At 53.4% G+C, this 12593-nt stretch carries 13 protein-coding genes; 8 read left to right on the top strand and 5 right to left on the bottom strand.

Features of this window, described 5'->3' with window-relative positions; genetic code table 11:
• Positions 1-43 precede the first annotated feature (43 nt).
• Complete coding sequence (locus tag APT89_RS10010; protein ID WP_045629969.1) at positions 44-910, bottom strand: LysR family transcriptional regulator; 867 nt, start codon at positions 908-910, stop codon at positions 44-46.
• A 104-nt stretch (positions 911-1014) separates the two neighbouring features.
• Here APT89_RS10010 and APT89_RS10005 point away from each other — a divergent pair, with 104 nt between their 5' ends.
• Positions 1015-1476 (top strand): multidrug/biocide efflux PACE transporter, encoded by a 462-nt coding sequence (locus APT89_RS10005; protein WP_041908370.1) that lies wholly within the window; start codon positions 1015-1017, stop codon positions 1474-1476.
• Positions 1477-1595: 119 nt separating this feature from the next.
• On the top strand, positions 1596-2825 hold the full coding sequence (locus tag APT89_RS10000) for an amino acid permease (RefSeq protein WP_048957333.1): 1230 nt from the start codon (positions 1596-1598) through the stop codon (positions 2823-2825).
• Positions 2826-2861: 36 nt separating this feature from the next.
• On the opposite strand, the gene APT89_RS09995 is transcribed toward APT89_RS10000, so the two are convergent.
• Positions 2862-3134 (bottom strand): GNAT family N-acetyltransferase, encoded by a 273-nt coding sequence (locus APT89_RS09995; protein ID WP_048957332.1) that lies wholly within the window; start codon positions 3132-3134, stop codon positions 2862-2864.
• Positions 3135-3144: 10 nt separating this feature from the next.
• On the bottom strand, positions 3145-3375 hold the full coding sequence (yjdI, locus tag APT89_RS09990) for a 4Fe-4S mono-cluster protein YjdI (RefSeq protein WP_041908367.1): 231 nt from the start codon (positions 3373-3375) through the stop codon (positions 3145-3147).
• Positions 3376-3553: 178 nt separating this feature from the next.
• Here yjdI and APT89_RS09985 point away from each other — a divergent pair, with 178 nt between their 5' ends.
• The 6 genes from APT89_RS09985 to APT89_RS09960 all read left to right on the top strand — a co-directional run bounded on the left by APT89_RS09985 (position 3554) and on the right by APT89_RS09960 (position 10612).
• The gene (locus tag APT89_RS09985) at positions 3554-5194 is read left to right on the top strand and encodes an ATP-binding protein (protein ID WP_060572230.1); all 1641 of its coding nucleotides are present in this window, start codon (positions 3554-3556) and stop codon (positions 5192-5194) included.
• A complete protein-coding gene (locus APT89_RS09980) occupies positions 5178-5873 on the top strand; it encodes a response regulator (protein WP_075206212.1) in 696 nt (231 codons plus the stop codon). Before APT89_RS09985 ends, APT89_RS09980 begins: the two co-directional genes overlap by 17 nt.
• 168 nt (positions 5874-6041) lie before the next feature.
• Positions 6042-7130: an ABC transporter substrate-binding protein gene (locus APT89_RS09975; RefSeq protein WP_047364484.1), complete on the top strand. Its 1089-nt coding sequence runs from the start codon at positions 6042-6044 to the stop codon at positions 7128-7130.
• A gap of 79 nt (positions 7131-7209) precedes the next feature.
• Positions 7210-8979: an ABC transporter permease gene (locus APT89_RS09970; RefSeq protein WP_045260923.1), complete on the top strand. Its 1770-nt coding sequence runs from the start codon at positions 7210-7212 to the stop codon at positions 8977-8979.
• Positions 8972-10042, top strand: coding sequence for an ABC transporter ATP-binding protein (locus APT89_RS09965; RefSeq protein ID WP_060572227.1), 1071 nt, complete (start codon positions 8972-8974; stop codon positions 10040-10042). The genes APT89_RS09970 and APT89_RS09965 overlap by 8 nt, the downstream gene beginning before the upstream one ends.
• Before the next feature lie 174 nt (positions 10043-10216).
• Positions 10217-10612: a hypothetical protein gene (locus APT89_RS09960; RefSeq protein WP_047364489.1), complete on the top strand. Its 396-nt coding sequence runs from the start codon at positions 10217-10219 to the stop codon at positions 10610-10612.
• Positions 10613-10671: 59 nt separating this feature from the next.
• Here APT89_RS09960 and APT89_RS09955 read toward each other — a convergent pair whose 3' ends face one another.
• Together APT89_RS09955 and APT89_RS09950 are read right to left on the bottom strand one after the other, a co-directional pair.
• Positions 10672-11286, bottom strand: coding sequence for an outer membrane beta-barrel protein (locus APT89_RS09955; RefSeq protein ID WP_047364491.1), 615 nt, complete (start codon positions 11284-11286; stop codon positions 10672-10674).
• A gap of 94 nt (positions 11287-11380) precedes the next feature.
• Entirely contained in the window at positions 11381-12010 is a 630-nt protein-coding gene (locus APT89_RS09950) for a helix-turn-helix domain-containing protein (RefSeq protein WP_060572226.1), read from the bottom strand.
• Between the last annotated feature and the right edge of the window lie 583 nt (positions 12011-12593).

The following is a 12593-nucleotide window of genomic DNA, read 5'->3' as shown; positions in this document are numbered from 1 at the left end:
AATTATCTTAATTGTTTAAAAATAGTGAGTTTAATCACAAGGATTAGCGTGCATCCTGCAGATACTGCCGCAGCCAGCTTCCGGCCACGCCGGGAGGGGATCGTTTATTCCACAGCAGATCGATGCCGATCGCCCGTGGCCAGCCGGGAACATTGAGCTGTACCAGCGACTTCGCAGCGGCGAATTCATCTACCAGCGCGCACGGCAGCACGCACCAGCCGAACCCCTGGACGGCCATACTCAGCAGTAACAGGTAGTTCGGCGCTGACCAGACGGGCCCGCGCGCGATCTCAGCCTCGCGCTCAAGGTAGGTGCTGAGCCTCAGCTCCCGCCAGCCGTGCAGCTCGTCGCTCTGCACCTCGTGTTGTCCGGCGAGCGGATGCGTGGTCGCGGCATATATCGCCATTCGGGTCTGCACCGGCAGCCGGGTAGCGCCAATATCCGTAGGATAACCGTCTCGCGCTTCCGTCAGCCCCACCTGCGCGCGCTCCTTTTGCAGCAGATCGATCACGTCCTCTTCCTCGCCAATCAGGCATTCGAACTCCGTGTGGGGAAAGCGAGCGTCAAACTGCTTCATCAGATCTTCAAGCACGTCGGGGTTGAGGGTATCGGAGAGGACAAACGTCAGACGCGCCTCCGTTTGTGCCGTTAACGACACCGCCAGCTCATCCAGCCGCGTGCTGGCGGCGAGAATGGCCTGCACATAGCCCAGCACCTGTTCTCCCTGGACCGTTAACACCGGCTGGCGCGCCGAGCGGTCAAACAGTTCGAAACCCAGATCGGCTTCAAGGTTGGCAATGGAGGTGCTGATCGTCGACTGGCTTTTACGCAGCCTGCGCGCGGCAGCAGAGAAAGAGCCTGCCGCAACGGTCTCAACAAACGCGGTAAGAGCTTCAGGTGAATAGCGCATAAACTATCTACTTTATCGATGGATACTATCTTTAATATATCAGCTTTAGCGATAAAAATAGGCTGCATCAACGCCCATACCGGTGAATAAATGAGGTCTACACTATGCAACATCAGGATGCACTCCAACGTAAGCTGCCGGAGCGGATCTTTCATGCTGTCTGTTTCGAAGGGATTGCCACGGCAATTCTCGCCCCCACGGCGGCATGGCTGATGCAGCGCTCGGTGGTGGAGATGGGTGGGTTAACCATTATCCTGGCTACCACCGCCATGCTCTGGAACATTATCTATAACTTCGGCTTCGACCGTTTCTGGCCTGTCCAGCGCGTAAAACGTACGGCAAAAGTGCGCGCGCTGCACGCCCTGGGGTTCGAATGCGGGTTTATTGTAATCGGCGTGTCGATTGTCGCCGCCGTGCTGGGCGTGACCCTGCTTGAGGCATTCACGTTAGAAATTGGTTTCTTCCTGTTCTTCCTGCCATACACCATGTTCTATAACTGGGCATACGATAACCTGCGTGAGAAATTCCTTAAGCGTCGCCAGCAACGACGCGCTCTGGCAGGCTAAACCCTCGCTGGCCGGACGCCTGTTCCGGCCAAACTCCGTCGAAGCAACTGCGCTCTTCAGGCATAACTATGGTAAATTGCACGCCATTCTGATGGTTTGTTAGTTGAAACGTTGCTCTAATGTCGAAAATTTGGTCAAAAGATGAGACTCTCTGGAGTTTCGCTCTCTATGGCACGGCCGTGGGCGCAGGAACGCTGTTCTTGCCCATTCAGCTGGGCTCCGCAGGCGCTATTGTCCTGTTTATCACCGCCCTCGTGGCCTATCCGTTAACCTACTGGCCGCACCGGGCGCTGGCGCAATTTATTCTCTCGTCAAACACAAAAGGTAATGAAGGGATCACCGGCGCCGTCTCCCACTACTATGGTAAGAAGATTGGCAATCTGATCACCACGCTCTATTTCATCGCCTTTTTTGTGGTGGTGCAGATTTATGCGGTGGCCATTACCAACTCGTTAACCGAGCAGTTGGCAAAACACCTGACGGTGGACACCACCGTTCGCGTGCTGGTCAGCCTGGGGGTGGTGCTGGTATTGAATCTGATTTTCCTGATGGGACGGCATATCACGATAAAAGTGATGGGCTTCCTGGTGTTTCCGCTGATTGCCTATTTCCTGTTTGTCTCGATCTATCTCACCGGAAGCTGGCAGCCCTCGTTGCTTACCAGCCAGATGGCTTTCGATCGCCAAACGCTGCATCAGGTATGGATTTCAATTCCGGTGATGGTGTTTGCCTTTAGCCATACCCCGATTATCTCAACGTTTGCCGTTGACCGTCGCGAGAAGTTTGCCGACGGTGCCATGGATAAATGCAAGAAGATCATGAAGGTGGCGTACCTGATTATCTGCCTGAGCGTGCTGTTCTTTGTCTTCAGCTGCCTGCTTTCTATTCCACCGTCGTACATTGTGACGGCCAAAGAGGAAGGGGTGACGATCCTGTCTGCGCTGTCGATGATGCCCTCTTCCCCAGCCTGGCTCGGCATTTCCGGGATTATCGTGGCGATCGTAGCGATGTCGAAATCGTTCCTCGGCACCTATTTTGGGGTGATTGAAGGGGCGACGGAGATCGTGAAGTCGTCGCTAAATCAGGTGGGGATTAAAAAGAGCCGCGCCTTTAACCGCGCGATTTCCATTATGGGAGTGTCGTTAATCACCTTTGCGGTCTGCTGCATTAACCCGAACGCCATCTCGATGATTTACGCCATCAGCGGCCCGCTTATCGCCATGATCCTGTTTATCATGCCGACGCTGTCGACGTATCTGATCCCTTCCCTGAAACCGTACCGCTCAATTGGCAGCCTGCTGACGCTGATCGTCGGCGTGCTGTGCGTGTCGGTGATGTTTGTTGGCTAGACGTACTCGTGCCCGGCGTGCTGCCGGGCGCGTTATTTACGCCCGAATATCGTCATATTCCCGCGTCTTATCAAACTCATGCTTCGCAAACGGGCACAGCGGAATAATTTTGCGGTTCTCACCGCGCATCTTCTCCACCACTTTCGCCACCAGCTGTTTACCGACGCCCTGCCCTTTCAGGCTCTCATCCACATCAGTGTGCTCGATAATGCTCAGGTGCTCGCCGGTCGGCACGAAGACAATCTCTGCGACCTGATTGCCGTTCTCATCATTCACGTAAAACTTGTTATGGCCTTCCAGAATTTCCATGGTTCCTCGCTTATTTTTGGCGATACTTCAGCGCACCGCTCGGGCAGGTATCAATCACGCGTACAACCGTTTCAACGTCCACTTCATCGGGAATGATCCACGGCTTACGTTTCAGATTAAACAGCTTTGCGCTCCCACGCACGCAGTTACCTGAGTGTTTGCAGATCCCGGTATTAAAGTAAACGTCAATTTTCTCGCCGGTATAGGCCCGGTACCCCTCATCCAGTAGTTCTTTATCCATGACATTGCCTCTGTAATTATTATCGTGCTGAATGAAGCATAGCCTTACGGGATCCTGATGGCTATAACGCCGAAAACGAAAAGCCAGGTCACAACTCTTTTCTCGCCAGATTGCGTCCGCTATTGGCACATGTCAGGCTCCGCAAATCTCTCACTTTCATAGGGCTAGCACAGGTTGAATGAAACGCAGACTCTCTTTTCAGGTAAAGCTGTTTTTAGCGCTGGTGTGCTTCTCCTGCCTGCTGTTAGTTCTGCTGGGAACGATCCTGTTTCATTTTATTGACCGACAGCTACACCACGATTTGGGCCAGCGCGCCCGGGTACAGGCCAGTGAAATCGCCCTGATACCGGGTCTGGCGGAAGTGGTGGCAGCCAGAGATATCCCCGGTATCGCCCGCTTAATACAGCCGCTGCGTGCCGAAAGCGATGCCAGCTATATTGTGATTGGCGATACCCGGGAACAGCACCTTTATCATTCGGAATCACCGGAGCGCATTAATTTACCGATGATTGGAGGGGATAATGCGGAGGTGTTAAAAGGCAAAACCATTATTTCCGTGCGTCAGGGCGGGATTGGGGTGTCGCTGCGCAGCAAAGCGCCAATCTTTAATGCGCAGCATCAGGTCATTGGCATCGTCTCGGTCGGCTATCTGACCTCGTATATCGCCAATATTAACGCCCGCATTCTCTGGCAGGCTGGACTGTACGGTATTGCCCTTCTGCTGTTGCTGTTTATTTTCTCCTGGCTGTTTACCCGCAATCTTAAAAAGCAGATGTTCCGCCTTGAGCCGAAAGATATCGCCCAGTTGGTTTTGCAGCAACGCGCGCTATTAGAAGCGATGTACGAGGGGGTATTTGCCATCAATGAAGAGAAGCAGCTGATTTTAATTAACCGGGCAGCCAGGGAGATGCTGGATATTCATCAAAGTGAGAAAGAACTTATCGGCAAACCGCTGGAAGACGTTCTGCAGACGTCGCCGGGCTTTTTATCCCAGCGCTACGCCTCGGTAAGCGCTGGTCGCCACGATCAGATCGCAGTGCTTAACCAGCGAGAGGTGATCGTTAACCGCGTGGCGATTGAGGTCGAACCCGGCGTTGAAAGCGGCTGGGTGTACAGCTTTCGCGACAAAAACGACATTAACACCCTCAGCAGCCAACTGAGCCAGATCAAGCGCTATGCGGACAACCTGCGCATTATGCGCCACGAGCAGCTGAACTGGACCGCCACGCTGGTGGGGCTGCTGCAGATGAAACACTATGACGAGGCGATCCGTTACATCCAGGTGCAGTCAGAAGGCGCGCAGCGCGTGCTGGATTTTGTCTCCGCCCATTTTGTCTCTCCGGCCCTGTGCGGGCTGCTGTTAGGAAAATACGTCAGCGCGCGCGAAAAAGGCGTTGAACTGCAATTTGACCCGGCCTGCCAGCTCACCCGCATGCCCGGCACGCTCAACGAAACGGAGCTGATGTCCATTATTGGTAACCTGCTGGATAACGCGGTGGACGCGACCCTTAAGGCACCGGTCCCCGCGCCGGTGGAACTCTACATTTCTGACCGCAACCAGGAGTTGTTGATAGAGGTGGCAGACAGAGGCTGCGGTGTGGATGAGGCGGTGAAGCCACACATTTTCCGCCAGGGATTCAGCAGCAAACCGGAAAGTGAAAACGACATTGTGGGTACCGAGCACGGTATTGGCCTGTTTCTGGTGGCAGGCTATATCAGGAAAGCGGGCGGCAGCATAGAGATCGCCGACAACACGCCGCAGGGCACCATTTTTTCTGTGTTTATTCCCAATGGACAACCGCATGACCCAACCACTTGACGTTGTGATCGTTGAAGATGAACCGCACCTGGCGGAGCTGCATCGCGAGTATATCGAGCAGAATTTTCACTTGCGCGTGGTGGGCATCGCCGCGTCGATTGAGCAGGCATGCAGCCTGATTCGTCAGCATCAGCCGCGGCTTATCCTGCTGGACAACTATCTCCCGGACGGTAAAGGCGTGGAGCTCATCGATAACCCGCTGTTGAAAAGCTATGAATGCTCGGTGATCTTCATCACCGCCGCCAGCGATATGCAGACCTGCAGCCATGCCATGCGCAGCGGCGCGTTTGACTACCTGATCAAGCCCGTCTTTTTCCAGCGCCTGCACGCCTCGCTGGAGCGGTTTATGCGCTTCGTCCACACCGTGCAGCAGGTGAAGGTGGTCGACCAGCACGCGCTGGATCGTCTGTTTAATCTGCCTGCCGCGGAAGCCTCCATTACGCCGTCGACGAAGGGCATTGAACCCCAAACGCTGGAAAGGATTAAACGCCTGTTCGCCGAACATCCCGACAGCGCGATGTCGGTTGAAGAGGTGGTGGAAAACGTGGGGATCAGCAAAACCACGGGGCGTCGCTACCTGGAATACTGTGTGGAGAGCGGGTTAATCATCGTCGAAATGCTGTATGGCAATATTGGTCATCCACGGCGGCTATACCGCAAAGCCGACGATAAACCGTAATCCGAAACCGTTCGCAGGCAAACGTTCGCGGATTTTATGGTGTTAATTGCTGAAACGATGGTGACAGTCACACTTCGGAATCATTGCCCGCGCCTCCCTATTGTCGGAGGCGCGCTTTACGCTATGTTGACAATTAGTTCCTCAAATGTAACTAAAAGGTTAACTATAATGTCGAACACGTTCCGAATTTCTCTGCTTACCGCTACCGTCCTGTTCTCTGCTTCTGCACTCTCTGCCCTGCCGCAGGGCTATCCTGCTGAGTATCAAAAAGTTGTCGATGCCGCCACCAAAGAGGGCAAGGTGGTGATTTACTCCACCACCGACACCAAAGCCGCCGGGCCGCTGATTGCGGGCTTCGAAAAAACCTTCCCGGGCATCAAAGTTGAATACAACGACATGAACAGCACCGAGCTGTACAACCGTTTTATCAGCGAACAGGCCTCCGGTGGCGGTAGCGGCGACGTGGTCTGGAGCTCCTCAATGGACACCGGGCTGAAACTCGCCACCGACTACGCCATGGAGTACAAATCGCCGGAGCAAAGTCAGCTGCCGAAATGGGCAGTCTGGAAAGATAAGGCATACGGCACCACCTATGAGCCAGTGGTCTTTATCTACAACAAGCGCCTGATCCCGGCTGGCGACGTGCCGGATTCTCACGCCGCGCTGGCGAAGCTGATTGCCAGCCAGACGGACAAATTCAAGAGCAAAGTCACCACCTACGACATCGAAAAATCGGGTCTTGGCTTTATGCTTTCCGTGCAGGATCACAAGGCCGATCCAAACTACTTTAAAACCCTGGCCGACGTCGCCAAAGGCGGCTTAGCGGTGCAGTCATCAACGGGCACCATGATGGAGAGGGTTTCCTCCGGTGAAAACCTGATCGGCTTTAACATCCTCGGATCCTATGCTGAAGCCCGTGCGAAGAACGATCCTTCTCTCGGCATTTCGTACCCGAAAGATTACACGCTGGTGCTCTCGCGCGTGTCGTTCATCAGCCAGCAGGCGCAAAACAGCAATGCGGCAAAACTGTGGCTGGACTATGTACTGTCTGAAAAAGGGCAAAGCATTCTGGCCAGTCAGGCGGATATTCCCTCCATCCGTAACGATATCGAAGGCAAAAATGATATTGACGGCCTGACCAAAATCCTCGGTAACGCACTGAAGCCGATCCCGGTTGACGAAACGCTGCTGGAGTACCTGCAGCCGAAAAAACGCCTGGAGTACATCAAAGAGTGGCGTGCAGCCGCCGCCAAATAAGCGTTCGGGCGTGGCGCACGCCGTCGCGCTCCCTGTCGACTGAGTTCGTTTTATTGGGCTGCAACACCAGGGATACCCCATGAATACATTACGCAGAAAGTGGCAAAGCCTGCCGCGCGGCATCGTCGTGCTGATAACCGCTCTGGTTATCTACACGCCGCTGTCGTTTATCGTGATACAGAGCTTCCTGTCCGCTCCGTTCTTTTCTCCGGCAAAAGAGTGGAGCCTTGAATCATTTGGCTTTATCTTCACCGACCCTGATTTCTATAAGGCCCTAAGAAGCGGTTTTATTCTCGCCTTCGGGCTGGTCATCATCGCCATTCCGCTGGGTGGCGTGCTGGCGTTTCTGATGGTTCGCACCGACCTGCCCGGCCGCCGCCTGATTGAACCGCTGATCCTGGTCCCCATTTTCGTATCGCCGATGGTGCTCGGCTTTGGCTATGTGGTGGCTGCCGGTCCCGTGGGCTTTCTGTCCCTGTGGGCGCAGGCGCTGATCGGCTTTGTGCCGTGGAACATCTACGATATGTCGAGCATCGTGGTCATTGCTGGCCTGACGCACGTGCCGCATGCCTATCTCTATATTTCATCCGCGCTGCGCAGCGTCGGCTCTGATGTGGAAGAAGCCGCGCGCATTGCGGGTGCCTCTCCGCTGCAGGTGATGACCTCGGTCAGCCTGCCGATGGTGCGCCCGTCGATCCTGTACGCCATCGTGCTGCTGTTCTTCCTCGGGCTGGAAGTATTTGGCCTGATGCTGGTGCTCGGCGATCCGGAAGGCAATATGGTGCTGGCAACCTACCTGTACCAGTTGACGAACAAGCTCGGCACGCCTTCCTATCACCTGATGGCGGCGGTTGCCGTGGTGCTGATCTGCATCACCATCCCGCTGGTGATGCTCCAGCGCCGTCTGATGCGCACCGCCAACCGCTTCGTCACTATGAAAGGGAAAGCCTCACAGGCTCGCGCGTTACCGCTGGGCAAATGGCGCTGGGTTGCCGGGGCGGTGGTTGCCTTCTGGCTCACCGTCACCATCGGCGTGCCGCTGCTCGGCGTGGTGCTGCGCGCGTTTATCTCCAACTGGGGCGTCGGCGTTTCGCTGTGGGATGAGCTTTCGCTGAGCACTTTCCGCACCATCTGGGCACAGCCCAACCTGCTGCGCGCCATCGTCAACTCCATGGCAATTGGGGTTATTGGCGGCGCGCTGGCCGTGGCGTGCTACCTGTTCGTCGGGATTGCGATGCACCGTAAGCCGGATAACACCACGCGCTTCCTGGACTACAGCGTGCTGGTGCCGCGCGCCGTGCCTGGCCTGCTTGCCGGTCTGGCGTTCCTGTGGGTGTTCCTGTTCCTGCCGATGTGGCTGGACAACTCGCTGAAATCCGGCTGGCTTTCCGGGTTCGCCTGGACCGACTGGATGCGCGAGAACGTCATCGTCTGGCTGCGTTCGCTGCGCAGCACCATTTTCAGCGTCTGGCTGGCCTATACCGTGGTGTGGATGGCTTACGGGCTGAGGCTTATCTCTTCCACGCTGCTGCAGGTGGGGCCAGAGCTTGAAGAAGCCGCGCGCAGCACCGGGGCGACGCGCGGGCAGATCACCCGCCATGTGACCATTCCCCTCTCCCGCTACGGTCTTATTGGTTCGTGGCTGCTGATGTTTCTGATCTTTGAGCGCGAATACTCAACGGGTGTGTATCTGCTTTCCCCCGGCACGGAGACCATCGGTTCAATGCTGGTTTCCCTCTGGGCCGCGGGTGCCATTGATATCGTGGCGGCGCTCTCTTTCATTAACATCCTGCTGGTCGTGGTAGGTCTGGGCATTGCCCTTCGTTTCGGAGTGAAAATACATGATTGAATTAGCGGTTGACGATCTGCACTTAACCTACGGCGACAATCCTGTTTTAAAAGGTGTCTCCATGAACCTGAAGCGCGGCGAAGTGGTCTCACTGTTAGGCCCCTCCGGCAGTGGTAAAACCACCCTGCTGCGTGCCGTCGCGGGTCTGGAAAAACCGACGCAGGGGTCGATTGTCATTGGCAACAATAAAGTTTACGACGGCACGCCGCGCAGTGAGATCCCAGCAGAAGAGCGTAACCTGGGGCTGGTGTTCCAGTCCTATGCCCTATGGCCGCACAAAACCGTGTTTGAGAACGTGGCCTATCCGCTCAAGCTGCGTAAAGTTCCGGCCAAAGAGATCCAGCAGCGCGTACAGGACGTGCTGGACCAACTGGGTCTGGGCCATCTAGGCAAACGTCACCCGCACCAGCTCTCCGGCGGGCAACAGCAGCGCGTGGCGATTGGCCGGGCGCTGGTGTACAACCCACCGGTGATTTTGCTGGACGAGCCGCTTTCCAACCTCGACGCCAAGCTGCGCGAAGAGGCCCGCGTGTTCCTGCGCGAGCTGATTATCAAACTCGGGTTATCCGCGCTGATGGTGACGCACGACCAGAACGAAGCGATGTCCATATCCGACCGCATCCTGCTGCTTAACAACGGCAAAATTGAGCAACAGGGCACGCCGCAGGAGATGTACGGCTCGCCGAAAACGCTGTTTACCGCCGAGTTTATGGGCAGCAACAACCGCCTGCACGGTAAGGTCACCGAAGTGCGCGACGGCAGAGCGCGTATCGAAGGAAAAGGCTGGGTGCTGTGGGGCCAGGCGGGCGAAGGGGTGCAGAGCGGTGATGACGCTACGGCGGTGATCCGGGTCGAACGCGTGGCGGTGGTTGAGGGGCCAGGGGAAAATCAGCTTGAACTGCCGCTGCTCACCAGCATGTATCTTGGTGACCGCTGGGAGTACCTGTTCCGCACGCCGGGAGATGATTTTGTCATTCGCGCGTATGGGCATGAGGTTCGGGATCCGCAGCACTGCCATCTTTCGCTGCCGGAGAAGCATGTTTGGGTGTTCCCGAAAAACTGATAAAAAAGGCTGCGTACTGCAGCCTGTTTTACTTTAACAGCGTGAACAACCGTTTATGTCTACGCCGTTGTGAAACATACCCGCTAAGTTATTTAAAATTAAACAAGTTTACTCTGAAGATCTTCCTGTTGTTTACGATAATGTCCGTTCCGCTTATTAACCCTGAGTTGTCCAATGAAGACACGGTCATTATTACTGGCGCTGTTCAGCCTCAATTTAGTTACCGCCTGCAGCGCATCTCATCCGGATAAGGTTGAAGAGATACATCATCTGCAGGTTCCGCTAGTTCTACCGGGAGATAAACCGCCTTCCATTCCGGCCTCGCATATTGCAGCGCTTTATCAGGAGAATAAAGTACAGATAGACAGATTATCGGCACAACTGAAATCAGAGTATTTGCAGCACGCTACCGCGAAGGATATTTTTACCGAAGATAGCCCCGTTCAGCCGGTCTACGCCTCGCTGACAAAACTGGAACAGCTTGAAATGATTAATCAGCAATACCTGAAAGACAAAAACGTTACCGGCCTGCAAAAGATTAAACTTGCTCTTGATCCTTTAGTTACTTAAATACCAAAAAGCCCAACTGCTAAGCAGTCGGGCTTTTATCATTGAGAGGCTAACAACGATCAATCGTGCTGTCCAAATCGCCATGTCAGGCCTGCTGTTACGGAGCTTACGTCGCTGCTGACGCCAATCTGGTTGGCATTACCCACATTGCTTACCCATTGATATTCGAGGCGACCAGCCAAATTTTTGTTGAACGCATACTCCGTCCCCACCGCAGCAAGCGGGCGAACGCCTGTATCGAAACGATTGTGACCACTTACATCAGATTCTGCCCGATATGCCATCGCACCGGCGCGCCCATAGATATCCCAGCTGTCGGTCACGGCATAGCTGGCTTTTAAGGACATCTGCAGCCCCTGGCTTTTCATTTGTGCGCCCGCACTATGGTTGCCTTTCATCTGCATATTTCCTAAATAATCGTAACCACCTTCTACTGCCAGCCAGGGGGTCATCTGATAGCCAGCGTAAACCCCGCCACCGACGTTATCATGATCGATATTATACTGGCTGGAGCCACTGTTATTATCGCTCGCTTTTGAACCGGTGCTGGCGTCAAAATAGTGTGACCAGCCGAATTTAGCCCCGCTGTACCATGTACCTGTATCCGCAGCTGCAAATGCAGTTGTGGCTGTGAATGCGTTAGCAATAATTAATGCGAAAAGTGTCTTCTTCATACAAATCCCGTTTACTCCGTTGAATAGTTTCAGTGAGCAAACGATATCGACAAACGAGAACAACGTGAAATACTTTTCTGTTTAATTTTAAATTTTAGAACGACTCCGGTAAATCTCCCAATTCCATTAAATACCCGCCGCGCTTAAATGCGATATATTGACCTTGTTTAAGGGCTGATAATACGTTGAGAATACTGCTGCGTGAAAGAAGCGTACGGTCCTGAATATATTCAAGAATGCTGGTTCGCATACGCGCCTCTTCGGGCAATAATACCATTTCCTGCAAATAACTACGAATCACGGAATAGGTACGTTGCTGCACAACCTGCGCATCACGATAAATGAGATACGCCGTATGATACGACAGCAAGGCCGCAACATCTTCCCAGACGCCCTGTTGACGAAATAGCGTAGCTGCTTCAGCTGCATCAGCACGTAAAATGATAGACTCTCTTTCTGCACGTAAAATATGCCCCTGTGTCGGCTGAATCATCTCGGCAATGCCGAACAGATGAGGCTCAAAAACGGTCACCAGGAGCAGACCATCAGATGCCCGCAGCAAAGAAAGCTCACCCTCCTGAAAAAGATAGATTTGCTGGTGGCCTTTGTGTTTCCAGTTGATCCGCTTACGCGGCACGAGCTTCACTTTTTCCGCGATCGGCTCAAGGATGGCAGTAAGACGTTCAATAGATTGTTCAGGCCGAACGGGAGGTAAAATATTCATGACACCACCTTTTAGCGTTGGGTAATAGCCATTATAGACTACAGCGGTCATGGCTCAGACAAGTATGAGGGAGAAGTGATATCAGATGGAAAAGGATGAGTAAAAAGAAATTTTGTTTATTTTTGAATTTCCCCTCAGAACATTAGTGATATATAACTGATATTTATTGGTGCTTGCTTTAAAACCCATGAAAAATCACGGAGAAAAGACCATTAAAACCTGAATAATCTTGTCTTTTTACGCATCATTTCATTAATGATTATTCTTAATACAGCAATCAATACTTATTCTTTCTAAATAATTACGAAACTTAAAAAGGAAACAGGCCGTTCCGGATTTTACATAGTGTATAAATCCTGACCATTCTCATTCGAGCCCATACATTCCTGTAATTAATATGATTAAAGCATATTACACATAGATTAATTTATCAGGCTGTTACCCTGATGTAACCTATGTTCGCCATCTCATCCCCTTTCCATCATGTTATAAAATGCCATAACAGATTAAACTATAATACTGTATTCCCTTAAATTAAGGCTTTTTACTACCGGAAGACAGTGTTTCGCCTGTTGTAAAATTG

Origin of the sequence: Enterobacter sp. 50588862, from assembly GCF_001462935.1 — a bacterium.
Taxonomy (GTDB): domain Bacteria; phylum Pseudomonadota; class Gammaproteobacteria; order Enterobacterales; family Enterobacteriaceae; genus Enterobacter; species Enterobacter bugandensis.
This window is presented reverse-complemented; position numbering and strand designations above follow the sequence as displayed.